16 protein-coding genes and 1 pseudogene are annotated in these 26,649 nt (G+C 41.5%); 6 read left to right on the forward strand and 11 right to left on the reverse strand.

Annotated features, from left to right (window positions below):
• From A7D14_RS03890 to A7D14_RS03910, 3 genes are all read left to right on the forward strand, one after another.
• On the forward strand, nt 1–986 hold a 986-nt coding region (locus A7D14_RS03890; RefSeq protein ID WP_067030262.1), incomplete at its 5' end, for an alpha/beta hydrolase.
• 122 nt (nt 987–1,108) lie between these two features.
• On the forward strand, nt 1,109–2,107 hold the full coding sequence (locus tag A7D14_RS03895) for a hypothetical protein (RefSeq protein WP_176712357.1): 999 nt from the start codon (nt 1,109–1,111) through the stop codon (nt 2,105–2,107).
• A 1,013-nt stretch (nt 2,108–3,120) separates the two neighbouring features.
• Complete coding sequence (locus A7D14_RS03910; protein ID WP_067030274.1) at nt 3,121–3,879, forward strand: GntR family transcriptional regulator; 759 nt, start codon at nt 3,121–3,123, stop codon at nt 3,877–3,879.
• 1 nt (nt 3,880) lies between these two features.
• Here A7D14_RS03910 and A7D14_RS03915 read toward each other — a convergent pair whose 3' ends face one another.
• From A7D14_RS03915 to A7D14_RS03965, 11 genes are all read right to left on the reverse strand, one after another.
• A complete protein-coding gene (locus A7D14_RS03915; RefSeq protein WP_067030277.1) occupies nt 3,881–5,107 on the reverse strand; it encodes a DUF4185 domain-containing protein in 1,227 nt (408 codons plus the stop codon).
• 26 nt (nt 5,108–5,133) lie between these two features.
• On the reverse strand, nt 5,134–6,321 hold the full coding sequence (locus A7D14_RS03920; protein ID WP_067030280.1) for a DUF4185 domain-containing protein: 1,188 nt from the start codon (nt 6,319–6,321) through the stop codon (nt 5,134–5,136).
• A complete protein-coding gene (locus tag A7D14_RS03925; RefSeq protein ID WP_176712358.1) occupies nt 6,311–8,236 on the reverse strand; it encodes a sialate O-acetylesterase in 1,926 nt (641 codons plus the stop codon). The genes A7D14_RS03920 and A7D14_RS03925 overlap by 11 nt, the downstream gene beginning before the upstream one ends.
• A gap of 64 nt (nt 8,237–8,300) precedes the next feature.
• Complete coding sequence (locus A7D14_RS03930; RefSeq protein WP_067030286.1) at nt 8,301–9,650, reverse strand: sugar porter family MFS transporter; 1,350 nt, start codon at nt 9,648–9,650, stop codon at nt 8,301–8,303.
• Nucleotides 9,620–12,352, reverse strand: a complete 2,733-nt coding sequence (locus tag A7D14_RS03935; protein ID WP_067030289.1) for an ROK family protein — start codon at nt 12,350–12,352, stop codon at nt 9,620–9,622. The genes A7D14_RS03930 and A7D14_RS03935 overlap by 31 nt, the downstream gene beginning before the upstream one ends.
• Nucleotides 12,353–12,358: 6 nt before the next feature.
• Nucleotides 12,359–15,853 carry a VCBS repeat-containing protein gene (locus A7D14_RS03940; RefSeq protein WP_067030291.1) on the reverse strand — a complete coding sequence of 1,165 codons (3,495 nt, stop codon included), beginning with the start codon at nt 15,851–15,853 and terminating at the stop codon, nt 12,359–12,361.
• A 44-nt stretch (nt 15,854–15,897) separates the two neighbouring features.
• Entirely contained in the window at nt 15,898–18,675 is a 2,778-nt protein-coding gene (locus tag A7D14_RS03945; RefSeq protein ID WP_067030294.1) for a GH92 family glycosyl hydrolase, read from the reverse strand.
• Between the two features lies 1 nt (nt 18,676).
• Complete coding sequence (locus tag A7D14_RS03950; protein WP_067030297.1) at nt 18,677–20,176, reverse strand: RagB/SusD family nutrient uptake outer membrane protein; 1,500 nt, start codon at nt 20,174–20,176, stop codon at nt 18,677–18,679.
• A 12-nt stretch (nt 20,177–20,188) separates the two neighbouring features.
• Nucleotides 20,189–23,317 carry a SusC/RagA family TonB-linked outer membrane protein gene (locus A7D14_RS03955; RefSeq protein ID WP_067030342.1) on the reverse strand — a complete coding sequence of 1,043 codons (3,129 nt, stop codon included), beginning with the start codon at nt 23,315–23,317 and terminating at the stop codon, nt 20,189–20,191.
• A gap of 13 nt (nt 23,318–23,330) precedes the next feature.
• On the reverse strand, nt 23,331–24,296 hold the full coding sequence (locus A7D14_RS03960) for a DUF4961 domain-containing protein (RefSeq protein WP_083157971.1): 966 nt from the start codon (nt 24,294–24,296) through the stop codon (nt 23,331–23,333).
• A gap of 22 nt (nt 24,297–24,318) precedes the next feature.
• Nucleotides 24,319–24,753, reverse strand: a complete 435-nt coding sequence (locus A7D14_RS03965; RefSeq protein ID WP_083157972.1) for a DUF5004 domain-containing protein — start codon at nt 24,751–24,753, stop codon at nt 24,319–24,321.
• 437 nt (nt 24,754–25,190) lie between these two features.
• Between A7D14_RS03965 and A7D14_RS19960 the strand changes: the two genes are divergently transcribed.
• From A7D14_RS19960 to A7D14_RS03975, 3 genes and pseudogenes are all read left to right on the forward strand, one after another.
• Nucleotides 25,191–25,394, forward strand: a complete 204-nt coding sequence (locus A7D14_RS19960; RefSeq protein WP_176712356.1) for a hypothetical protein — start codon at nt 25,191–25,193, stop codon at nt 25,392–25,394.
• Nucleotides 25,348–25,815 (forward strand): sterol desaturase family protein, encoded by a 468-nt coding sequence (locus A7D14_RS20540; protein WP_409552664.1) that lies wholly within the window; start codon nt 25,348–25,350, stop codon nt 25,813–25,815. The genes A7D14_RS19960 and A7D14_RS20540 overlap by 47 nt, the downstream gene beginning before the upstream one ends.
• A gap of 133 nt (nt 25,816–25,948) precedes the next feature.
• Nucleotides 25,949–26,615, forward strand: a pseudogene (locus tag A7D14_RS03975) (IS982 family transposase).
• The last annotated feature ends 34 nt before the right edge of the window (nt 26,616–26,649 follow it).

Here is a 26,649-nt window from a genome sequence, read left to right on the forward strand (position 1 = left end):
GAGATAATTTAATAGGTACAAGTGAAGTACAAAAAATAGGGGTCTATTTACCACCTTCGTATTCCAGCTCTGATCAAATGTACCCGGTCGTTTATTTCTTGAACGGATATACTGTTGAAATTGGCGAATACCCGAAAACGGAAGCTTTTAATAGGTATATGAAATATAATGAGAATCATGAATTCATCTTAGTAGAATTGAGCGGTCATAACTTGTTTGAAGGATCGATGTACGCCAATTCCCCGGTCTTGGGAAATTGGGAGGATTTTGTCGTAAGAGATGTCATTAATTATGTTGACAGGCATTACAGAACTTTGCCAAAAAGAGAATCTCGTGGAATAAGTGGACATTCAATGGGCGGAGGTGGAACAATCAATATCAGCTTAAGGCATCCCGAGGTGTTTTCAGTAGCATATGCCATGAGTTCTGCTGTTTTTGCAAATGACGATTTATTGGATGGTATGTTTAGCAACGATTCAGTTTTGGCACAGGTTCAAGCCTTATCCGATAAAATGGAAAAAGTAAGTGATGAGGACTTTGCCACATCCTTGCAGCAAGAATTAAAATCCTACGACAGAAATGTGAAGGGCATGGTAGGTATACTTGCCTTTGGATCTGCATTCTCTCCTGATTCTTCAAAGCCTTTAAAAATTGCATTCCCGTTTACAATGAATGCTGATGGTACCTTTGCCAAGACAGAGGAAGTCCTAGAGAAATGGGTAGCTGGTTTTGGAAATTTGGAAGAAAAAGTAAAGAAATACAAAAATAATCTAACGCAGTACAAAAAATTTGTTTTGAGCTGCGGGTATCAGGACGAAATGCCCGGATTATTCGAAGGTTCAGTTTATTTCTCCAGGTTGTTAAAAGAAGAAAAAATACCACATAGCACCTGCTGGTACACTGGCAAACATAGTGACAAGGTCAGTGAACAACTCATCAGTGAGGTATTTCCCCTCATGTCAGGATACCTACTTGGTGAAAAGTAATATGATAGGTTGATTTTGAGTTAGTTTTTTTAAAGAGCGCAGCTTGTCTGCGCTTTTTCACTTTTTTTTCCAATCCCATCCATTATTGTAAAATTCAGATTATGTACCAAAACATTCGCACAATGAAACGAACAAATCCCGATAAGACCATTAAAGAGGATTACAATCCGACCTACCGCAAAGCGTTGTTTTTTTTTATTTTTTTGACATTTTTATGTATAGTTCGTAGCCAAGACGCTGAGGTGCTTTGCATCGAAAATGAATCCATAAGGGTATTAATAAGTGAAAAAGGGGCTGAGTTACAAAGTATACGGGGTAAAATCAGCAAGTTTGAATATCTATGGCAGGGCAATGGTGAATATTGGGCGGACAGGGCTCCAATAATGTTTCCAGTAAATGTCAGATTCAGGGACAACGAATTTTATTTTCGGAACGTCAAATACGATATGCCGAAAATGGGAATTATAAAAGAGAGCTTTATGACAGTAAAACATAAATCAAATGATGAGATCACATTAAGTTTTGTTCCCAACAAAGAAATATTGCACAAAAACTATCCCTTTTTGTTCAAAATCTCGGTTCGATATAAATTGACCGATAATACCATCTTGAACGAATACATTGTTACAAATAACGACACCCATAATATGTATTTTGCACTTGGGGGGCATCCTGGGTTTAATCTGTCACTTGGTCAACCAAATGATAGAAAAACGCATGAGTTATTTTTTTTCAAATCATCCTCTTTCCGAAGAGGACTAATTAAAAATAGTCTTCTGACCGATTCTGCAGTTCCCTTTTTACAAGATGAGAAAACCCTAAGGCTCAATGATGACAGGATACCTAATACTGGAATTTTCATCAAAGATTCAGCTATCACTAAAATTGGTCTGGCAAGATTGGGCAAAAAGCCATACGTAAGTTTGCTTCTGGGCAATTTTCCCAATGTCAATATTTGGAGCCCACCGGGATATCCATTTGTGTGCATAGAACCCATGGTCTCCCACCATGATTTTGAGGATTCCCCAAAGGATATCGAAAAAAAAAGTCATCTAGTTAAATTAGGCCCGGGCGAAAGCGTTACATACTATTATTCAATAGAAATAAACCAAAACCCTTAAAACTTTGACGTGTTAAATTCTGGGGAGATTTTAATTTTTGCTATAAGTTGTTTTGGTTCAACCCCACAAAAATCCTATCTGGAGCAGATTATCAATATTCTAACATCATAAACCGGTAATTTTTTTTACACATACAAGGTCAATCTATTGTTCAATCATTATACTTCAGACAACAACATCTTAACTAAGGTAACATTATGGAGCAATTTTTAAATGTAGGATTGGGTGTAGGTATCTTAATGCTGTTCGTTCTTCTTTTTAAACAGAAAAAGGAAAGGGAGGATTATTTTTTTTGTCATGGATTTCAATAGTGTTACTTCAGATTATTTTTTACGAAATAACGATTTATCAATTTCAATTGACAGGCTTGCTGGCGGTAGTTGGTTTTGCTCTTCCATTGCTGTCCGCCCCTCTTTTATTTTTGTATATCACATCGTTAACCGGACGGAAATTGAGCAAAATAACTATTTGTCTTCATTTAAGTGTTTTTGTTTTGTATGTATTAATAGTTTTTTCCATCGGACTGTTTACAGAGGCGAGTATAATGACAAATACAGGTTATCTGGAAATTGATACGAATCTCTACTTTTTTAGGGACTATTACGCTATTCCGTTGGCCATATCGGGAATAACATATGGGATTTGGGATCTTTAGCTTTTAAAACAACACAGGAAACGAATTTTTGAAGTTTTTTCATATGATGAAAAAATCAACCTAAAGTGGATTCAGTATATGGTTTACTTATATTTCTTTTTAGTACTTATTGTAAGTTTTCTAATATTTGGGGCAAGTCAGTATGGAATTTTTGAAGTTTCTGATGCCTTTGCGTTTCTTGGAATTGCCTTGAACGCTTTATTGATTACGTTCGGATTTTACGGTTTTAAACAGACCGAAGTTTTTCTAAACATGAATTCCTATCAACCTTATGAAAAGAGTAGTTTTCATCCTTTCCAATTGGGGCTATCTTATCAAAATTTTTAAATGTTTGACACAAATTTTATAAGTTTGTTTAATGTCTGAACAAAAAAACATACTTTGTCTCAAGTCCCTTAATGTTGATCATGATAGTCCTGTCCCCTTACATCTTCAAGTTGAGGAAATCCTTCGTGATATGATAAACGACCCAGAATATCAAAATGGCAAATTTCTACCTAAGGAAGTTGACCTGTCCAAACGACTTGGAATTTCCAGGAATACCATTAGACAGGCCACCAATAGGTTGGTTCAAGAAAAGTTGTTGACAAGAAAAAAAGGCGTTGGCACCAAGGTGGCAAAAAAACTGGTCGAGACCAAACTTTCCAATTGGGTCAGTTTTAGTCAAGAAATGCATGCCCAAGGCATTAATTTTAGAAATTATGAAATCAAGGTTTCAAAAATTAAGGCAGATGCTGAAATTTCGGAACAATTGGAAGTGAAAGAGGAGCAAGAACTCTTTAAACTGGAAAGACTACGCGGCTTGGACAACGGCCCTTTTGTTTATTTCATCAGTTATTTTCACCCTAGGGTAGGCATTACGGGAGATGAGGATTTTGAGCGTCACCTCTACGACATTTTGGAACACGAATACCATACCATTCCTGTTTTATCCAGAGAGCAGATCAGTGCTATTCTGGCCAATAAATTCATTGCGGTGAAATTGGGGGTTCCGGTAAATTCGCCCATTCTTCAAAGAAAGCGGGTAGTTTACGACCCTGGAAATAGACCTATAGAATACAACATAGGTTATTACAGGGCCGATCAATTTACTTACAGTATAGATATTAAACGATAACTCACCGTTCTAATGGGATTTCCAGGAACCTTGGTCGGTATAAATTAGGGTCTTTTAAAATGTCGGCCCAAAAATCAAATGAATTCACATTGTAGCTAGCTAAAAGCGTTCCCGGTTTAGATAGGTGGGGATAAGCTTTGGCATTATAAGTAAAATAGGTCTCATTAGTTTCATTTTCCGTTGTCCTATAAACTATTTCGGGTTCCCCGAATGGCCCAACGAGAGACTCTCCAATTTGTACGGCTACTTCTGGTCCCATTGTAAACCGTTGGTAAGTCAATACAATTCTACCATCAGATAAAGGGGATACGCTCATTTCATTGGAAACATCCTTGGCTATCATAATTGCTTCTTCCATTTCTTCCACCCAATCTTGACCGTTCCAAAATTTCCAGTGATCAAACTTTGTCAAATACTCGGGCAATACCCTTGCGACCAACAGGCCCTTGGTACCTTCTTGGTTGGACACCGCATATGTATAGATATGGCCATCGGGGTCCGGAGCTCCCGCTGATTCCGTGTTCACATAAATGGCACTGCCAAATGAAGTTTGGGTTGCTGAATCAAAAAATGGAGTTTCCAATTGGGTATGATCTAAATACGGAGGCGTACTGTTCTTGGGTATTTGTAATAAATTTACGCCAACTTGTTCAAAATTAAAACCTCCTATACCCGTGGTATCCTTTTCCCGAACCGGGTAAGCAAAAACATATAGGTTTTCGTCTCCCTCTGTGTTTACAAACCCATCTCCCAACCAATAATAATCATGTGGTCTGGAGTTTGGTGTTTTGGGCTTAAAAAGTGCTTTGGCCTGTTGACCCTCGCTTTCTTTCCAATGGAACGTAATATTATCTGCATTTGGTTCTTTGCCTTTCAGGATTCCCACGGAGTTATTGATCATTAAAAAATCTTCCGGCTGTAAGCTTTGCCCATCATGATGCCCGATCATGGTGTCCCCAAAAGTAAAAAGTGTGACCGTGCTATCTGTTGCGGCAACAAATTCTTTGCCATCCATAGGAATTCCAAAAATGCCATCTCCCCCAAACCATCCTTCATTTTTAATAAAGAGTTGGCTCCATTTAGGGGATGTTACAGCAACAATAGTCTCTGGTTCTTCATTATTATCCGCTATCGGTTTTTCTTTTGTTTTGTCTTTGCAGCCTACACTCGTCATAACAATTGACAAAATACTTACCCTAATTGTCATTCCATTTATCCAGTTTTTCATATGTTTTTTTTAAGTCCAGTACTCGTTTACTTATATTTTACTTTTATAAATCTAGGGTGATATATACTCGCGTCTTTTTGAATATCTTCCCAGAAGTTTAGCGTAATTGTATTGTAACTGACCAACAGTTCCCCGGGTTTTGATAAATGATAATGCGCTTTTGCGTTGTACGGGAAAAGTCCTTTTTCCTTGTATTCCGGGCAAGTATACACCTCATGGATTTCACCAAAGGGCCCCACAGGACTTGTCCCCACACGTATACCTACCTTATCGGAAAGGCCCAAAACCGTAAACGTGAGTAAAAAATTGCCGTCTTCTGTTGGAGTTACGCTGAGTTCGTTGGAAACTGCATTTGTTATTTCCACGACCTCTTCCTTTTGCACCCCCCATGTTTTACCGTTCCAGAATCGCCATTCATTTATATTCTCAATATTTTCTGGTCTGACCCTTGCGGCTATCAAGGACTTTTGCCGTTCCATGATACCATAGATGTAAACATATCCATCTGGGTTTGGGGCATTGGCTTGTTTAGTGTTCACGAAAAGTCCGCTACCGAAATATACCCGCCCTTCTGTTGGGTGTACAAACCCTAAATCGGTTGCGATTTGAGTTGACTTGGAGATTCCCTCTTTAGTAGGGTTATCAACTTTTAACAATGTTATGTTGGTCTGTTCAAAATCAAAAACATTGGGACCAGTTTTATGTACATGATAGGCAAATAGGTAGAGCGCATTGTCCTTATGATGGTTTATAACCCCATCCCCCAACCAGAAATACTCATTGGCTTTGGCATTTCTATTATTTGGAACAAAATAGGATGTTGGCTTCCCATCACCATCCAAATTGTACTCAAAATCAATGGCCGATTTCTTTGGTTCCAGCCCCTTCATCCATGCGGTGGTATTGTTCACCATAACATTACCGGGTTTTGGCACATTGTTTACAACCTCTCCAACATAGGTGTCACTAAAAATAAAGAGGGTCTCTTTTTCTCCGTCTCCTTGATTTTCCACACCATCTAAAGGAATGGTAAATATGCCATCTGCCCCAAACCAACCCGAGGTACGCTCCATTAACGCTGTCCATTCGGGGGCCGGCGCTGCCTGAAAGTCATATGAACCGATATCCTGCACCGACTTTTCTTGCGCCGAAATCCGATTAGTGGACAACAATAATACAATTAGAAAGCTTCCTATTTTATATTTAAAATGCATGGGGATCGTATTGATATGTTTTCTTGGAAGTGCCCAACTCAAAACTATCGGTTCGGAAAGGAAACGCGGGCAGTCCTTCGGCATTTGTCAAGTCCAATTGTCCGGGATTATCAGACCAAGCGTACCTTACATACTTTGGATTTTTGATATTTTCATGGTACACCTTTACCGTGTTCGTAGTTACCAACTCTGCTTTGGCCCATTTGAACTCGCCATTCTTCCCAGCTATGGCAAAGCCCCTTAAATAGCCATACTTGTCCTTACTAACCAATTTACCTCCATGGGTCTCAAACTCGACCAAAATGGATGTATCGGTTAGACTATGGGATTTGTAAACAGGGCCTCTTTTAAGTATGTCCCCATAATTGTAATGTTTGGCCAACAATGCCAATCTTCTTCCTACTTCTTTTTTATTATAAGGGTGGATGTCATTGGCCTCACCAATATCTATGGCAGTAACAATGTCAACATTTTCCAAAGCAGTAGCTTTCATTTGGGACTCGCGGAGTTCTGCCCAGTTACTATTTGTAGGTGTTTTATCCTCTTGTCGGTAATTGGCCAATTGAACTACCAAAAAAGATATTTTGGGATGGTTCCATTTTTCTCGCCAATCTTGGATCATAGCTGGCAGCAAAGAACCATATTCCACTGCTCTGGACGCATTGGATTCTCCTTGATACCAAATTACCCCTGCTATGGGCAATTTATGTAAGGGAGCTATACTGGCATTGTACAAGAGCATAGGGTGCGAGAATGGACTGCCATTGGACACTTCAGGTTGCGGAAACCGATTACTGTCTATACTCACTCCTTTTTTGTACTTCCAAGTTCCGTTGAGGATGGAATTGCCCCAAAAGGCATTGGTGTAGATTCCTCCCTTCCCGCCAACATCAAAAACACGTACGGTGAGTATATTTCCCTTTTCCCGAAGAATGTCTTTGGATGCGGAATAATTCCTGAAATTGCTTTTCCCAAAAGACTCCCCTATCTGTACCCCATTGACCCATACCCTATCATAATCATCAATTTGGTTGAGAACAATATTGAAATCATTCTTTAATTGGTCAGTATCCAAATCAAAAGTACGCTTGAACCAAATGCTCCCATCGTGTGACCCATATCCAAAATCAGACCAAAAAGCGGGCAAGGTACATTCTTCCCAATCCGAATAGTCATACCCTTGCTCGTACCACTTTTCTTCTATCCCGGGTCCTTTCAAGTAATATTTGTCATCCCATTTTTTTCTGAACTTCTTAAACTCCAAATCCAAGGTTTCAAAACTTTTATTGATTTTGGATACTTTTCCAGTGACCTCATCAAACTGAGGAAAGGTTTTAAGAACATCCATCCCCATCCATGTCTCAATGGCCGTGGCCCCAAGATTACTGCTAACCAGTCCAATGGGAATGTCTTTCTCCTTGACCAATTCTTTTCCGAAAAAATATCCGACGGCACTGAAGTTTTTAGCCGTTTCCTTGGTCACTTCCTGCCAAATTGCATTGGACACTTTTTCCCTAGGGAGATAATCCCGGTCTACCCACACAGAGCATAGCCTAAGATTGGGGACATCATAATCATCATCCGCGGTTTCGGTGTAATTTAGCATATTGGGCGTATACTGCATATTGGATTGCCCTGCACAAAGCCAAAGATCACCAACCAACAGGTTATCCAAGACCAGTTTTTCCCCATTTCCTTCTTCGATCTCCAGAATAAAAGGTCCTCCATGGGGCATTGGATCTAGTGTCACCTTCCAGGCTCCACTTTTATTGGATTTGACCCTATGGATTTGTCCACCGATGGAGACGGTCAACCCGGCTTTTGGTTTGGCTGTTCCCGTAATGGGAATATTTACATTACGGGGCAATACCATATTGGATGAAAAAACTGGCGGTAATTCTATTTGCCCCCACATCAACATGGGTATAAGTAAGAGAATTGACCACAATAGCTTTGAGCATGTTCTTATCATAATAACTTTATTTTTTCCAACCCATTTCAATTTCTTCCAAAGTCTTGCCCTTGGTCTCAGGAATCATTTTATATGTGAATCCCCATAGGAAAATGGCATTGACCATAAACAACCAAAATGTATAGGAAGGTCCTAGGTCACTCAATAAAACGGGGGTGAATTGTGATATTAGCATAACCCCTATCCATAGTACCATTACACATATGGACATGGCCACCCCGCGCACTTTTGTTGGAAAAATTTCCGAAATCAACACCCATGGGATAGGCCCTAAGGAAGATGCAAAACAAGCTACAAAACCCAATATGAAAATGAGCAGCCATGGTCCTTGAAGAGCATCAAATCGATATAAGCCCCCAATGACCAACAAACATATTATCATACCCATTATTCCCCATAACAATAGTTTTCTTCTCCCTGCTTTATCTATATATTTAATGGCTACAAAGGTGAATACGGAGTTTATCACGCCAATAAGAACCGTTTGCATAAGGGCAGAGTCCACCCCAAAACCAGCAGATTTCAATATTTCCGGAGCGTAATACATAATGGCATTTATACCGGTAATCTGTGAAAAAAGTGCAAGGACAATCCCAATAATGATCGCGGTCCTGAATCCCTTTTCGAACAATTCCGACAATTTGCCCTTTTCCTGTTGGAGGGCCGTCTTTATTTCTTGATGGACTTTTAGTGCTTCTTCCTTCGGATTCAATCTTTCCAAGATTTGAAGGGCAACTGCATTGTTTCCATTTTTGGAGAGCCACCTTGGGCTTTCGGGCACGAAAAACAAGGCCACCAAAAACAATATGGCTGGTATAGCCTCTGACCCCAGCATATAACGCCATCCATATTCAATATTCCAAGTTTCATCGCCTGATTGCGCCACTAAATAATTGCAGAAATACACTATGATAATTCCCAAAACGATTCCCAACTGGTACAGAGAGACCAAAGAACCTCTTTTTTCCGCCGGTGAAATCTCCGAAATATACAAAGGTGAAAGCATGGAAGCCGCACCAACTCCTACACCTCCAATGATCCTTGTAATCACCAAAAGTGTGAAACTTGGTGCCAACAAACAACCAACGGCAGACAGGGCAAATAGCAACGCTGTGATGATCAAGGCCTTTTTACGGCCAATCCTATCGGCTGTATACCCAGCTGTCAAGGCTCCAATAACACAGCCCACAATGGCACTGGACACTGCCCACCCTTTTAGTGAAGGGGTCAGGGAGAACTTCGTTTCCATAAAACCGATAGCTCCGGAGATCACAGCAGTGTCATATCCGAACAAAAATCCGCCCAGGGCCCCAATGGCCGTAATCTTTAAAAGGTAATTGTTTTTTTGTGCTTCCATACTCTACTGTTGATTATAGGCCCGTTTTTACTGATCTCCAGTTTAACATTGGATTGGACCACTTTGGCAGTTCCTGTACCCAAATTTTTGATGGTATAACTACCCGCGGCAGCTGGAACCACAAATGTCTCCGCATAGTGCACATCCATACTTCTTCCATTGGCCATAACATTGATTTTGGTACCCTCCACTAAATTAAGGATATGACACTGCACATTGGTCGATACGGTCATTTCACTATCTAGTTCATATCTATGGATTTCGTAAAAATGCTTAGAGTGTGTAGGCAGCTTAATCATTTTCCAGTCATCACCAGACTGCAACACCTCTGGTTTGGAGATATACTCCGCTTGCACCTTATCTCCCTGACATTCCATATTGAGGTTTTCTACACCACGCTTTATGTTCAACGGCCTTGGTTTTCCATCCAAATCCATTCGCATCCAATCATACATCTTAAATGTAAAGATGTAAGGTGTACTACTGATTTCCAAAACCAAGTTACCAATTCCGGAACAATGTACCGTTCCGTTTGGTATAAGGAAGAGGTCGTGTTTTTTTGCCTCAAAGGTTTGGACATAATCCTCAACCGGCATAGGTTTTGCTTCACTATGACTCTGTTCCAAGGCATTGCGGAATTCTTCTTTTTGAACGCCTTCGTTGAACCCTAAATAGACTTTCGCTCCAGGTTCCGCATCCAATATGTAATAGGTTTCATCCTGAGTGAAATTATGTCCAAAATTTTCTCGCATATACGCAACCGTGGGATGACATTGTAGGGATAGATTTTGTCCATTAACCGTATCCAAGTAATCAAATCGAATAGGGAATTCGGTACCAAAAATACTTGCAGCTTCACCCAAAATAGCCTGATTGTCCTGGAACATCAAAAAATCAAAGGATATTTCCAGCCTCACTCCATTTTTAGAGATTACAATTCCATTTTCCGGGGCGATCAACTCAAAGGACCAGGCATAATTAGGTACGTCTTGGGCCAACTCACCAAATCTCTCCTTCATCCAATCGCCTCCCCAAATTCCAGGGGAAAACCAAGGTCTTGGTCTAAAGGCATGTGATGCCATTTCTTGTAGTCCCTTCCTCAAGGTATTGCCGTCACACCAAGTAATGTCACTCCCAAACTGTCCATCAACAACAAAATCAATATCCTTTAAAAGTTGTTGCTTGTGTTTATTGAGTACCTGCCAATCAATAAAGTACATCCGCTTGTACTGTTGTTTGTTATCCTCAACCATGACATTGCCCAAATTGGCAACTTGTCCAGCTCTGGAACGGAACTGTATTTCGTTCTTGGGTACATCTATATAGATAATGGTCCCTTTCTGCCCACTTAAGGCCGCCCCTGGTCCATAAAAAATATTTAGTATTCCCTCCATCGGCTGGATTGAGTTTAGCTTCTGGTTATCAAAGAAATCTTTAAGGTTACCTGGATAGATTTTACCAAAAACTGGGTCGTCCCCACCCAAAAACGGTTCAACCATATTATTTATGACATCAGCTTCCTTATATGCCGAGGCCATATCATAGCTCATATGTTCCACCTTTCTTGTTTGAAGTGCTGCGGAAATCTGGGCCATGAACTCTTCCCAGTATGCGCCCATATAACCATCTATGAGAACACACCCCTCTTTGGGAAGTTCGTCAATAAGGCTTTCCACACCCATGGAAACGGTCCCTGTTGCAATTTCAAAAGAGGGGTACACCGTATAGCCTTCATCTTTTCTAGACTCATCTGCTCGCATTGGCATCACATACTGCTCCGTTTTTCTTTTTGTGTTCAATTTATTCTGTTTAATGGTTAAATGAATGACGGCACCTACTATGGCCGCGTTGGCCGTGCCTTTTGTAATTCGAATATTTTGGGGGGTCGCAAAACACGTTTCGAATGCGTTGTTGAACAAGTGATAACTTTTTGAGATACTGCCGCCAATAACAAGGGCATCCGGTTTGAACGAGCCAGAAAGTGAACACATCACTTCTCCCAAATGTTGTCCATATTGTTCAAAAATGTCTCTTGCTTTTTCAGAGGTTACCGCATGGTCTGCTATTTGTTTCACATTGTCCACGGACTCTCCAAAAGTTTTGAAAAAAGTATCCAAAAACCATTGGGTAGAAATCCAGTCCTCAACTCTTTTCCCCTTAAAGGGAAGGTTGTAAATATTGCCATCCTCGGGTATATGGTCGCTATTTGTAACCACTTTTCCATCGACCACAAATCCTGACCCAATTCCCGTGCCCAGCGTTACCCCTAGGACTTTACCGCTATGCAAATTATTGGAATAGGTCTCACCAAGTACAAAGCTATCGGCATCATTAAGGAAGGCTATCTGTTCAATAGATTCCAAGGTGTCTTGTAGATGGGACCACAAGAACAGTTTAATATTGACCCCATATAGGGAATCAAATTTATTTAGCCCAAAGATGTATGAAACACCTTGTCCATAATCGAATGGACCGGGTACGGATATTCCAATGCCCTTGATCGGTTTTTGAAAATTTGTAATGGTCTGCTTTATAGCCCGGATCAATTGGTTCAATACAGGCAGGGCCGATAATCCACTATCCACAGGAAAACGCTCTACTGTTCCTGTTAACAAAGACATCTTATCGGTATCGACAACACCCATGGCAAAATGGCTGCCACCTATATCTATACCGAGGTAGTACGTATTTTTATCCTGCATGAAGCTTTAATCTTGATTGGTTTTAAACGCTATTTCGGCATTCTTCGGCAAAACAATCTTTTTGGTGGATTGCGATAAATAACCCGCACCGTTATAGAATTCTATTTTTCTTTTTATTCCCTTTTCCAAAGTAATTGTCCCAGATTGCACATTCGCCGGAACTGCTGTTATATTGTCAAGCTCTTTCTGAATTCTATGGACTTGAAGGCTATCCATGTTGCATGAAGAAACCAAAAGTTCCCCATCTTGCCCCACGACCCTGACCAAGGCCCGGGCATTCCCATGTATTAAAAAACCAGTGGCCTTATGGTCCATAGGCACAAAGTTCCCTTTTCCATCCCCTTTTAAAACAAGCCCTAGAAAAGCATCGTTCTGCCCATAACCCACTTCGTAATCGTAGAAATTTCCAATGAGGACCGCATCGAGATTGCCATCTTGATCTAAATCAGTAATATCGGTACCCATAACCGAGGCCCATTGAGCTTCCTTTGGTAATTCCTTTAATTTGAATTTACCTTCTCCAAGGTTCTCAACATATATGCTTTTTAGCTGTCTTACTTCTTTCTTAATAGGGTTTTCCTCCATACTGTTCAAAAGAAGGTCCTTGATCTCTAGATCGGCATAGGAACGGTAGTTTTTATATCTACTTTTAATGGAAACCATTTGTTCCGCCAATAAATCCCTGGATGCCAAAGGATAACTTTTAAAGCCTCCTTCAGGACTCAAACTATATTGAGAAATAAGTGGGTCTATCTTCCCATCCCTATCAAAATCACCTACATATAGCTCCATAGGATATTCTTCTGTTGCACTATAGACACTGTTCAACCCTTGATTTCCAATGATGTAATCCGTATCTCCATCATTATCAAAATCCCCGCCATTGATGCTATTCCACCAACCTGTTGAAATGGGTAATTCTATCTTTTCGAAGCTTTCTTTTTGATTTAGATAAATAGTTATTGGCATCCACTTTCCAACAACCATAAGATCGGTCCGACCATCATTGTCCACATCCGTCCAAAGTGCCGAGGACACCATGCCCAACTCTTGTTCACCCAATCTGTCCGCAGTTACATCAGAGAATTTGCCTTCATTATTTTCCAATACATAGCTTTTGGGCGACACCCCATAACTTCCAGGAACCACCATTCCACCAACAAAAAGATCAAGGTCTCCATCCTGATCATAGTCCGAAGCAACTGCACAGCTCCCGCTTGTACTCATATTGGGTAAAGCGTCAACGGACAAGGATAAATTTCCTTGACCATCATTTAAGTACAATCTATCCTGATAATATCCCGGTTTCATCAATGAAAACTCAGACCCCCCACTAACCACGTAGAGATCATTATCACCATCATTGTCCGCATCAAACCATAAACTGCCAACATCTTCGTGTTCAGCATCCATCCCCAAAGTATTGGCGATAAATTTCCCGTCCATGATTTGTATATGCAGTTGACCGGGAAAGCCATGTGAACCCCCTATAAAAATATCATCCAGACCATCCCCATTGGCATCGGCAACTGCAAGTGAGGGTCCACTAGTAGAGAATTTCTGTGGAATAAGTGGTTCTATATCAAAATCTGAAAATGGAATTTCTTGGTGTTCAAACTGGAGCAACCCATCCACCTTTGCAAACATTCGTCCCTCTTCTAAATCCCTTTTCGGCAAGACTGTTTCGGAAGCATCGGTATATCGAAGTGTTGCGATGGAATCCATGACTGAATTGCCATAAGATTTTCTCTTTCCATCTGGCCAAACTACCACAAGACTGTCCTTTTTCTTATGCTTTTGAAAAGCAAAATACAGTGAAGGCGCCACACTGGATTGAAACCCGCGTGTGGTGTAGTTTTCCAAAAATTGAACACTACCATCTGCATAAACCCATACTTTCGCCCCTATCCCATTTGGGTTGGCTTGTGGACCTTCAAAATTTAATTTTAACCCATTACGTCTTTCATTTCCTTTATGGGACGATGTGTTTTCCAGTACACTTGCTTTTTCATTAATGTTATTGGTAACAATGTCCAAATCTCCATCATTGTCCAGGTCTGCGTACACCGCACCATTTGAAAATCCTAGCGACCCTGGTGCCCATTTTAATGATGTATCTTCAAAATTCAGGCCTCCGTTGTTCTTATAAAAGTAGTTTTGGAGTGGAACCTCTGGTAATTTGTTTATACTGGCCAAATATATACTGTCCGCTTCCTCTCGGGTCCTAAATTTGAACTGTTTCCTTCGATAAACAATAAAATCCAGATCGGTCATATCTTTCAGATAGCCCGTGGTAATGAACATATCCTTAAGACCGTCCCCATCATAATCCGCCATTAGCCCTCCCCAACTCCAGTCGGTGCTACTTATTCCCATAAGTTGGCCCACCTCACTGAACGGGGCATGCTCGCCATTGTTCAACTGGAAGGTGTTTCTCATGTATTGGGGTTGATATCCCAAACTTTTACTGAATTCAAATAAATTATAATTGGGTTTGTTCAGCATTAGCTTTCTGCGGCGATTATCCGACGGCAACATGTCCAATACTAAAATATCGGTAAGGCCATCGTTGTTGATATCCGCAATATCGTTGCCCATGCCATTATGGCTCTGATGGCTGAGATATGCCTTGGTCCGATCTATAAATGTTCCATCACCTTGATTGATGTAGAGAATATCATTGGAAATAAAATCGTTGGACACATAGATATCGGGGTACCCATCTTGATTTAGATCGCTTATCCCAACACCAAGGCCAAATCCCTCAATAGTAATACCTGCTTCTTGGGAAAACTCTGTAAACGTTGGATGCCCTAATGACCCCACACCATCGTTTCTGTATAGTTTGTCGGTACTTTCAGATTCACCGTTCAGTTTTCTTGGTACAGGATTGTTCATTCCTGTCATTTGGTGCATATGGTTGAGTAAATACATATCCAGATCACCGTCCAGATCATAATCGAAAAAGGCTGCTTGTGTGGAATAAGCGGGGTCTGCCAAACCATATTCTTGGGCCATTTCAACAAAGGTTCCATCCTTTTGGTTAATATATAGCAGGTTCTTACGTTGGTCAGGATCTAAATGCCCGGATCTGCACACATATATGTCCAACCAACCATCTGTATTAATATCCACCATGCTCACACCAGAAGACCATCCTTCTGATGCCAGACCGGATTCCTTGGTAACATCCTTAAACTTTAACCCGCCTTGATTGAGGTACAGTTGATTGGAAACTTGGTTTCCGGTAAAAAAAAGATCATCCCATCCGTCGTTATTTATATCACCCACAGCCACACCACCGCCATTGAAATAGTAGATATAGTTAAGGATATTCAAATCATCATCCAAAGGAAGATCATTGGAAAAATGGATCCCAGAGACTTTGGCCGCCACTGGCTGGAAGAGGTTTTCCCCCCGCTTTGTACCTTCTGTGCACGACGCACCCAAAATCAAGAGTACAAAAGACAAAATCCCAGATGTCACAATCCCTTTTTTCATTGTCGATCCCTTCTTTTGATGGAAGGTTCCTTTATTCTATGCGTTCAATCTTGAATTCCCCAATTGGTATTTGGTTCGGGCCCTAGCTGTAGAATGAGCTCTCCCCCTTTTTGAAATACATCGTGCGTGAACCAATACTTTTGGAGCGGCCTATTGTTCAATGTCGCCCCTTGGATATAGGTATTCTCCTTACTGTTGTCCAAAGTTTTGATGATAAACTCCTCTCCTTCGTAGTACGTTGGATTGAGTTTTATGGTTATCTCGTCAAAGATGGGACTCGTAATTTCGTAGGTCGGTGTGATGGAATTGTTCCCTGTTAAGCTAAAAAGCCCCATGGACATCAAGGCACTAACACCACTCATCTGACCTTGGTCTTCATCATGGCCTCCGTATCCTTGATCTACAGTTGTTGCTCCGTAAGCTTGCTCATTTACCCTTCTCACCCAATATTGTGTGAGCCACGGTTTTTGAACATGGTTAAAAACATGCGCATTGGAACAACCTGGTTGATTGGCATAACTGACGTAGCCATCGGAATACCCAAATACAAAATCTTCGGGAGCGGCTTGCTCAAAGGCAAAGTTGAGCTTGTCGGCAAGGGCATCGTTCCCCCCCATAAGCTGCGACAATTTGGATATGCCATGGGAGACCGACCAGGTTCCCTGCCATCCGTTGGTCTCTACCCAACCTTGACCGGATACTAAATCCGTGTGTACCCAATTACCTGACTTATCCTTGGGCAATAATAATTTTGAGTCGGAATGAAACAATTTGGTCCATCCTTCCGCTCTCTTGGAGAAATAAGCTTGGTCTTTTGTCCTGCCCATTTTTTTTGCCATTTGGGACAGGGACCAATCTTGAAAAGCCCACTCCAATGTTTTGCCAGCGTTACCTGGGCAATACCCGTTTTCTATGTAAAACTCAAGGTCTTCCGCAGAGTCGCTCATCATACCTCCGGGCATGTGATTGTTTTTCATGACCTGAAACGCTTGTCTTGGACTTGTTTTGGTCATCAAATCTTTCATGTAGGTGCTCACCAGCATATTTGTTGCCGGGTTTCCTGTCATTATATACGAATATCCACCTGCTATGGCGCCTCTAGGTAGCAACCCACCATTATCCGCATATTGGACCAAGGAGGCCGAAAAATCATCTAAAATTTCGGGCCAGGCCAATCCCCAAACAATGTTCAGGTTCCATTGGGTTAGCCAAAGGGCATCAAAATTGTACATATTGAACTTAGACTCCCCATCTTTTCCTTTTGGGAGCGACCTTACTTTTAAATCGGCCTTGGTAAAGTTTCCATGACGTTCTCCCTGGGTATAATCGGGATAATCACCACTAACATCATTAAGGATCCTTCTTCCCAAAAGTATATGCCATAAGTCGGTATAAAACTTTTCACGTTGCTGCTCGGTTCCTCCCTTAACCGCAATTCTACCCAGTTTTTCTTCCCATATTTTGAAGGCATCTTTTTTGTAACGGTCAAATTCCCAATGGGGTGCTTCTGTTTGAAGATTTTTGCGGGCATTTTCCACAGAGGTATATGAAATGGCAATTTTCATTTGAACTTCGCCCCCAGCCTCTACATCATAATTGGCAGCAATTCCAGTAGTGGGCGCATCCCAATAGCTCTGGGTAATTCCGGCAAAAACGACCGAATCCCTACGGGTCATGGTATCGCTCCCCTTTATAGAGTTGATATTGTTGAATCTTTCTTTGTCCTTCCATCCATCCAAGGATTTGAAGGATTTATCAAATTGAATCACAAAAAACACCTTGACCTTTTCCGGACCACCCCAAAACCTACCCGCTGAATCAAAGGAACCTTCCAACTCATTTTGGTTGACCTTGCGAACATCTGCATTGATCATGGTAGAGTTCCCTAGATATCCCCCTAAATTTGTCAAGATACTGGCCTTGTCCGCTTTTGTGTATTTAAACCGATATAAGGTAGTACGCTTGGTACTGGTAAGCTCTGTCCACACATGGTGCTCTTTAAGATATAGGCGTTGATATCCGGGCATGGCTATTTCATCATCATGACTAAAACTGGACTTCCAACCTTGATCACCCAAAGTGGGGTCTATGTTTCCCAATGTTGGCATAATCTGTATTCCGGAAAGACACCAACCATGAATCTGTTCGAACCCCAACACCTCTGTGGAATTATAGTTGTATCCTCCCCCATATTGATTTTTATTTCGAGTTACAGGTGCTGCAGCTACCATTCCCATTGGGTATGCCCCGGGTGTGAAGAAAAAATAACGTCCCTTGGCGGATTCTATAAACGGGTTTACCCAAAACAAAGGGTTTTCGCTATCTGTTGGTGATGCGAACACCTCTATTTCGGAAAGTCCCAGGTTAAGCCCTTCTCCATCGGTTACCTCAAAACGTACCCATTCAACAGTTTTAACAGGAAACTCAATTCTTTTGGCATTGCCGTTGTTTGGGATGGTGGTTACCCTAATAACGGAACCATCACTAAACTTAAGGACACCTCCTGCGGTATGTTCGTCCAGACCCGGCCGATCATAAATAACTATGGCATTTATGCTTCGAGGTCTGTCCCATTCCATTTGAAGCCAAGGCAATAGGTTGGCTCCCCATGCCTTTCGCTCTCCTTTACTGGCCCACTCACCCATACCGTCCAATCGAATTACACCATCAACCAATTTGGAGGCTTCACTTCCCTGTAGTTCTGAGGAAACCTTGAGTGTGGCATAACTTGCAATATTATCCGAAGCAAGCAAGCAAGGGCTTCCAAAGATGATCAAAAATATAAATGTGATCTTAAGGCCTTGAAAAAATGTTTTGTCCATATTAGTACCCAGAGTTCTGTGTCAAGTTTTGGTTGATATCCCTTTCGCGTTGTGGAATAGGAAGTAAATTATGTCTGGCCGCCACGGGCACTCCAGGTTTTGCATCGGAAACTTTCTCTTCCAACTTGCCAAATCGAACCAAATCGAACCAACGATGACCTTCCCACGTCAGCTCTTTTTTGCGTTCTTCCAATATAGCTTCCTTAAAAGCTTCGTAACCCATGGTCGATAGATCGGGAAGTACATTGCGTTCCACCCCATCAGCAAATCTTGCCCTTTTCCGCACTTGATTGATGGCATCCAATGCAGCAGGAGTGCTCCCATTGTTCTGCTCATTCAACACTTCGGCATACATGAGCAATATGTCTGCATAACGGATAAGCTGAAGGTCATTGGCCGTATTGTTCACCAAAGGTTCTGCTTCCCGATCCCAATATTTTACAATGTGTGGGGTATCAAATTCCACCAATTCCCCATTGATCATATCTTGGGTCATAAAGGTGATTTCCTTTCGTCTATCTTCATCATCAAAAGAATTGTACAGGGACATTGTGGGTATCTCAAGTCCACCACCATTCGGCCTTCCACCGTACACACCGCCAGGAAGTGTCCGGTATACAAGATGCCCTCCTTCCCAAAGGGTGGTGAACAAATCCGTACCCTCCAAAAAGCTTATGGCAAACAGTACTTCTTTTCCGTTGTTGTTCGCTATTTTGAAGACATCCGCATAATCTTCCCAAAGTCCAAACCGACCACTGGACATAATTTCTTCCAACTTGGTTTTGGCCAATTGAAGGTCTTCACCATGTTGTAGTGCCGCTTTGGCCATATAAGCTTTGGCCGTCCAACTTGTGGGCCTGCCGTTATCCAAGCCTGTTTGCTCTGTTGGGAGGCTGTTTTCGGCCATGGTCAAATCTGCAAAAATCTGGGCGTATACTTCAGATATTTCCGCCCTACCCTGGAAAGCACTGGAGGTAAATACTTTCTGTGGTTCCAATTGCAATGGAACTTCTCCAAAGAAACGCACCAATTCAAAATAAAGCAATCCACGCAAGAAATGCGCCTCTCCCAATAAATCGTCCTTGGTACCCTCATCCATATCCACGTCCGGAATATTAATTATGGCCATATTTGCTGCATTGATTCCTAAGTACAGGTTGGACCAAATCTCCAATGCTATGGTGTTTTCCGGTGTATGGGCCATCGCAGAGAGCTGGTTGTAACCATCCCCTCTATTAAAGCTGGTTTCACCTTCGTCGGATAGGAGTGCATTGGCCGTCCAATAATTGGCAAAGTACAATCCCTTGGAGTTCAGGGTTTCATCAAAAGTGGCCCCCAGGTGCCCATAAATACCATTGATGGCCAACTTGGCATCTTGTTCTGTTTGATAAAATGTATCCTCAGTATAAAAGGTCTTCACTTCTTCTTCCAAGGAGCTTTCACAACCCAAGATCAAAATCAGGGCAGCGAAGTAAATTCTATAATTTTTGAATTGTTTCATGATTTTGATTTTTTAAAAGTTTACGTTAAGACCTAATAAATAAGTTCTAGAGGTTGGATATCCTCCAAAATCCGCCCCAGCACTTAAATTGTTGTTCTGTCCTCCAAAACTTACTTCGGGGTCTACACCGCTATAGTTGGTTATGGTGAACAAATTTTTCCCAGTGAGATAAAACCTAAGTTTGTTGATTTTCATTCTGGACAGGAACTTGGTTGGTATGGAATATCCCAACGTGGCCGATTTTAACCTTAAATAGGAGCCGTCTTCAACATAATAATCCGAAAACACTATATTTCTAGGACCATCTGCTGCTCTAGTGTAGGTGTTGCTTGGATTTTCCGGTGTCCATCTATTGGAAAATGCTTCCAACAAAACATTGCCCTGCCCATTCAGGTTTTCAAGGTTTATCCGATTGAAGTTGGCAATTTCATTGCCATAAACCCCCTGCATGAATATATTAAGGTCCCAGTTCTTCCAAGTGACCGTATTGTTGATACCAAATGTGTATTCTGGAACAGGGTTCCCTATAAAAGTCCTATCGTTGTCGGCATCTATTACGCCATCGCCATTCAAGTCTTTATACTTTCGTTCCCCTGGGGTAAAAGTGTCCGTTGCAAACATCGGGGTGGTAGCGGGGTCATCATCCAGCTGAATGATTCCATCCGAAACATAACCGTAGAATGCCCCGATCTCACCACCCTCTTCCAGTAGCTGCCAATTGGTAATTCCCAAAATCCCAAAACCTGTGGGAATATTGTCCAAACCGGCCAGATCCAATATTTTGTTCTTGTTATAAGCTCCGGTTATGTTCATGTCCCAATTAAATTCCCCTTTGAACAATTGTGCATTGATGCCCAATTCAATTCCTTCGTTTCGTACACTTCCTGCATTGACCACACTTTGAATATATCCGGTTTGCGAAGGCACTTGAAGGTTCAACAACAAATCATCCGTGTTCTTTTGGTAACCATCAATGGTGAACCCCAGTCGATCATTAAAGAAACCAAGGTCCAGACCAATGTTGTACTGCTCGGTACGTTCCCATTTAAGGGCACTGTTGGCCGGTGTACTGGGCAATTGCCCCACCACTTCGTTGTCATTAAAGGAATGATAGGTAGGCTTAAATGTTGATTGTGCAGAATAGGGCGCGATAGATTCATTGCCTATGATTCCGTACCCCAGACGCAATTTCAGGTAGAGTCCGGAATCTTGAAGGAAATCTTCCTCTGAAACATTCCAAGCAAAAGCCCCCGATGGGAAAAACCCATACTTATTGCCATCCCCAAATTTGGAAGACCCATCAACCCGTGAAGTGGCCGTAAAAATGTACTTGTTGTCCAAAATATAGTTGACCCTTCCGAAATAGGAAATCAATCTGGATTCTATGATATTGGAACTGACCCCAGGGTTCAATCCAAGCCCCAAATTATTGGAACCAAAGTTTTCTGTTGGGAATCCCAAAGCATTGCCTGAGAGCGTCTCAATAGCAAAATCTTGCCATGACGCCCCTACCAAGGCATTTACGCGATGTCTATTGTTGAATGTATTGGTATAGTTCAGTGTAGATTCTGCCAAATAACTGGTGGCGGTATTCTTGGCTTGGGCAGCAAAAGCACCGGGTGAATTCCCAAAATCTATTTCCTCGGTCCTAAAATAGAATTGTTCATTGATATTCAAGTCTACCCCTAAGGTAGTCTTCAACTGTAGATTTTTGGCCAAATCCCATTTAATGGCCAAGTTATCCAATATCCTTGTGGCCTTACCCTTGCTTTCCGATAGATTTTGATAAGCCACCGGGCTTGGGAAATTGGGAATCTGTTCTTGGACGTTGCCTACTTCGTTCACAAAGGTTCCATCATCTTGAACAATGAAATTTCCTTTGGTATAATTCCCTTCAGGATCAAAAACAGGCAACAATGGATTAAACTGGTACGCCCCTGTTATGGCACTACTGGCCACTTCTACCCCGCCTGTGGTTTCTGTTCTGGCCGTATTGAAGTTGGTCCTGTTCAAGCTTAAGGAGTTTTCTATGGACAATCTCTCGGTAGCCTTAAAATCGAGGTTTACCCGAAAATTGTACCGTTTAAAATCGGTTTCGATGACGACGCCTTCCTGATCCAAATACGATCCGGAAACAGCATACTTAATATCTTGGTTCCCCCCTTTAATGGAAAGGTCGTGGCTTTTGGTAATGGCCGTCCTAAAAATTTCATCCTGCCAATCGGTACCCACACCAAAAGAGTTTGGGTTGGTATAAAATCGTGGCTCACCTGAACCATTGTACCTGGATTCATTTACATAAAATGCAAATTGCGAGGCATTCAAGAGATCAAGTTTTTGAATGACCTCACTGACCCCCACATAGGTATCATAGTTGATTTGCGCATCCCCGTTCAATCCTCTTTTGGTAGTAATAATAATTACCCCGTTGGCTCCACGGGAACCGTAAATTGCCGTGGCCGAAGCGTCTTTCAATACATCTATGGATGCAATATCATTGGCACTCAAGGTAGAGAGGGCGTTAATGGAGGGGCCTTCTGCCACACCTGCGGAAAGGTTATCACTATTGTTGTCCACTGGAAAACCATCTATTACATACAAAGGTTCGTTACTTGCATTGATGGAGCTACTACCCCTGATTCTAACGGAAGTGGCACCACCGGGCTGTCCAGAGGTCTGGGTCAATAGTAGGCCGGAGACCCTTCCCTGCACAAAATCGTCGGCCGTTGTGGAACGTACCGCTTCCAAATCCTCAGATTTAATAGTGGCAATAGAACCGGTAAGGTCTTTCTTGGTCGTGCTTCCATAACCAATGATGACCACCTCATCCAATTCGTTCACATCTGTTTTCAAGGCCACATCGATGGTGCGTTGTCCCCCAACCATAACTTCCTGGGAACTGAATCCTTGATAGCTGAAAATCAAGGTCACATTTTCGCTCGGGATTTCCAAGGTGTATTCCCCATCAAAGTTGGCAGATGCCCCAATGGCCATTCCTTTTACCACTACATTGGCCCCAGGTAGTGGTAGACCATCATCTTCCGCTGTGATCACCCCTTGGACCGTAATATTTTGTGCAAATGCCACAAGATTGCCAAGCACCAAAAAGATGACAATAAGGGCTTTTGTTCTATTTTTCATAATCGTCATAGTTTTAATTCGTACAGTTGGCTATTATTTGAAAATCTTCTCCCGTATCGGGGTTCTTTACCTCGACATCCCCATTTTGATTGGTAAAACTGAAGGTGATATCTGTAATTTCCTGACCTGGAGGCGCATTAAAAAGTTGTCTGGGCCAAATGGATATTGCCCATTGATCATTCCCCATACTACGCATTTTGGTAACGCTGGAATTGTCGCACACCTCAACTGGCTGTCCATTCACTATTGCCTTGGCACAGAGGTATACATCTACAAATCCGGAAAGAGCAGTTGGCGCTCCCTCGGGTCCTTTTGTAGCATCAAAACCAACATGGATGATGTCCTCATACGTATATTCCGCAGGTTGTAAGGTTACCGGAAAGGGAAGCGGCCCACAAAGATCCATAACAGGGTTGGATCCTCCGGTTACCTCCATGCAAGGGGTAAATCGAATATCGGTCTCGCCTTGGGTAATACCATATCCAGAAGTCCCTACGATATATCCTAACTGTGTTTTAATATTATCTGTACCGACATCCATGGAAAGTTGTATCTGACCAGAAAAGTTCACCCCATTGGCCCCAGGGACGGTTTCGTTGGAAATGAAGACGACCCATTCCACAAGGCCGTAATTTTCGCCAATTCCGGCAAGATCGGCCATAGGAGTGGCATAGTCTGGGTCGGCACCATTGGCCAGGCGCATAGTACCATTTCCGTTATCAGATGTATAGGAGACTGTGGCATTTGAAGCAATGTCCCAAGCTTCAGGGGCCAATACCCCAAAAACAATATTGTAAGCCGAATCTTCGGCCGGGGCCACATCAACATCAATGGTCACATCCATCCGCTCACCAACCCCTATGGATGACGGCTGGTTTACGTTGGTTATGGTGATACACATACTCAACAATAAAAACAACAGAAACAGTGCTTTTGGTTGAAATAGAATGCGTTTTAGTTTGTATAGTTTGTTTTTCATTTTAGTGCATATTGGTTTCTTGTTATTTGCTCAGTTTGTAGGTATAGGTATTTGATGAACATCCTAACGGGACGATTACTGTCATCTTATCCGATCCAGAAAGAACGGCTCCTTGAATATCCAAACTGGCACCATCAGAAAAATTTATTTTTGTAGGATACACAGGGTCATCAAAGGACCAATCACCACTGAGATCACTTAACACAAAGGGAACTGTCTGACTTGGAAAAGAAAAAGACGAAGGCTCTCCATTCTCATAATCCAGCTGAAGTGAAAAGGATTGAAAATCCATAAGTGCCGTTATGTCGTTTCCATTTTGGAGGACTTGGTCTATTTTCCAATCCCCCTCGATATCAACAACAAACTCGGTAAACCCTTCCGGGTTCTGCTCAGGGTCGCCATCACAGCCGATAAAGGCTAGAATCGACAAGGTCATAATTAATCGTAAGCATCTCATAACTCCAAAGTTTGATAAATAGTTAGTTTACGGTAAGGCCGCTGTGCCAAAAATGAGAAAAAAGGAAGATCGAAGGCTCATTTTACAATGTCTCCATATCACCCTTTTTTCTTTCAGAATTAAACTCAACAACTTAAATAATTATTTTTTGAACACTCTAAACAAAGAACTCTCTTACAGTCAATAAGCGGAAAATCAATATTCATATGTTCATATGTTCATACATATGATCAAATATAGATATTTGTCGGATGTCACCAAAAAAATGTTTCTTTTTTGTCATTTTATCATTTTAATGACATCCGAATTAATGATAGTCCAAATAGGGCACCAACAATAAACATGGGCTAGCCAGCATACAGAAAACCATTAAAACGTTTTCGTTTCAGCCTTAACTAATTATATGTCCATATGTTCATACATAAAATATAGTATATTTGAACGAATCGAAATATGATCAGTTTATGGACTTCTTAAATGCCGTTTTTGAGGAAATAATGAACTTTTTGGGCTTCATTGGCATTCAGGAAGCCTTAAAAACGGAAAACTACGGTTTCTTTAAAAGTTTTGATGGAGTAGTCCTGCATTTTCATAGTGCTTCCTCTTTTATTGTTTGTAGAATTTTTTATTGTCCTTTTTAGGGAAAGAGAGCAATTGAAAGCTTATCGGGTAAACTTTATCATCATTATTTTTAATAGGGTAATTGGGCGAATATTGTCTTTGGGAACCATTGTTTGGTTCATAGGTTTCTTTCAAGAATATGCGCTCTTTAAAACCACCTATACTTGGTATTGGTTTATTTATGAGTATGTAATATGGGAATTGGGCAGTTATATCTATCACTATTTTTGGCATAAAGTACGACTCCTTTGGTGCCTCCACTCTCCCCACCATGCCGCGGAGACCATGAACCTATCCGTTAACCATGCTCACTTTTTTCTTGAATTTCCTTATGCAGATTTTGTCCGTACAGCAACGTGTATGCTCTTGGGTTTAGATCTAAATTGTTTTTTCTATTCTCTTATTGGATATTACTTATGCTACACCCGTTGGGTGAAATAATTTGAGTATAGTGAACAAAAGAAGATCTTGGATAAGATACTGAAATACAGTGTCTTAAAGTTGCAAAACAAACCCAATATCTATGTCAAATAGAACGATAAATCATTTTAAAATCTTAGAGGTCATAAGTTCTTTGAATATTGAAAGTCAAGCCCGCCCAAGGGTCGGTAGGCCGAAAAAGATGAGTGATCTCGAGGTCATATCCCTGAGCCTGACCGCAAAATATATGCCGATTGATAGTGAGAACGGTCTTTTTGAAAGAATCGATGACACTTCGATAGAGAACCTATTGGAGCGTAGCCAGTTCAACAAAAGGCGCAAAGCGCCGTTCGGTCTGAACGAGATCGTTCGCCAAAAGCTGGCTTTGCGCTTTCTCAAGTTTGAGGATTGCTATCTTATCGATAGTATGCCATTGGAAATATGCAAGTTCGCAAGGCATCTGAGAATCAAGATATGCAAAAAGGATTTCAGTACTTTACCCGCAAAGGGATACTGTGCTTCGCAGGGCAGTTGGTATTATGGCTATAAATTGCATGGCGTATGCTCTTTATCGGGTGTGTTCCATTCTCTTGATATTACCAAGGCCAACGTACACGATATCCATATGCTCAAAGACGTCAAACACCAAATTGGCGACTGCATGTTATTGGGCGACAAATGATAGAAGAAACTATGCAAAATCATTTATAGGGTTCAAAACCAGGGTCTTGGCAAAAATAACGGCAATGACGGTAGTTCAATACATCAATAAATTCATATTTGACAGACCGATAAATAACATAAAAATTAAAATCACTTAATTACACCCAACGGGTTTATGCTACTTTTATCCAC

Origin of the sequence: Allomuricauda sp. CP2A (genome assembly GCF_001683915.1) — a bacterium.
Lineage (GTDB): Bacteria > Bacteroidota > Bacteroidia > Flavobacteriales > Flavobacteriaceae > Flagellimonas.

Excerpts from the sequence above, each read along its gene's own strand:
- A7D14_RS03950 (WP_067030297.1), bottom strand. The coding sequence starts at position 20,176 with ATGAAACAATTCAAAAATTATAGAATTTACTTCGCTGCCCTGATTTTG.
- A7D14_RS03935 (WP_067030289.1), bottom strand. The coding sequence starts at position 12,352 with ATGCAGGATAAAAATACGTACTACCTCGGTATAGATATAGGTGGCAGC.
- A7D14_RS03955 (WP_067030342.1), bottom strand. The coding sequence starts at position 23,317 with ATGAAAAATAGAACAAAAGCCCTTATTGTCATCTTTTTGGTGCTTGGC.
- A7D14_RS03960 (WP_083157971.1), bottom strand. The coding sequence starts at position 24,296 with ATGAAAAACAAACTATACAAACTAAAACGCATTCTATTTCAACCAAAA.
- A7D14_RS03945 (WP_067030294.1), bottom strand. The coding sequence starts at position 18,675 with ATGGACAAAACATTTTTTCAAGGCCTTAAGATCACATTTATATTTTTG.
- A7D14_RS03915 (WP_067030277.1), bottom strand. The coding sequence starts at position 5,107 with ATGAAAAACTGGATAAATGGAATGACAATTAGGGTAAGTATTTTGTCA.
- A7D14_RS03920 (WP_067030280.1), bottom strand. The coding sequence starts at position 6,321 with ATGCATTTTAAATATAAAATAGGAAGCTTTCTAATTGTATTATTGTTG.
- A7D14_RS03930 (WP_067030286.1), bottom strand. The coding sequence starts at position 9,650 with ATGGAAGCACAAAAAAACAATTACCTTTTAAAGATTACGGCCATTGGG.
- A7D14_RS03940 (WP_067030291.1), bottom strand. The coding sequence starts at position 15,853 with ATGAAAAAAGGGATTGTGACATCTGGGATTTTGTCTTTTGTACTCTTG.
- A7D14_RS03895 (WP_176712357.1), top strand. The coding sequence starts at position 1,109 with ATGAAACGAACAAATCCCGATAAGACCATTAAAGAGGATTACAATCCG.
- A7D14_RS03910 (WP_067030274.1), top strand. The coding sequence starts at position 3,121 with ATGTCTGAACAAAAAAACATACTTTGTCTCAAGTCCCTTAATGTTGAT.
- A7D14_RS03965 (WP_083157972.1), bottom strand. The coding sequence starts at position 24,753 with ATGAGATGCTTACGATTAATTATGACCTTGTCGATTCTAGCCTTTATC.
- A7D14_RS03925 (WP_176712358.1), bottom strand. The coding sequence starts at position 8,236 with ATGTGGGGGCAAATAGAATTACCGCCAGTTTTTTCATCCAATATGGTA.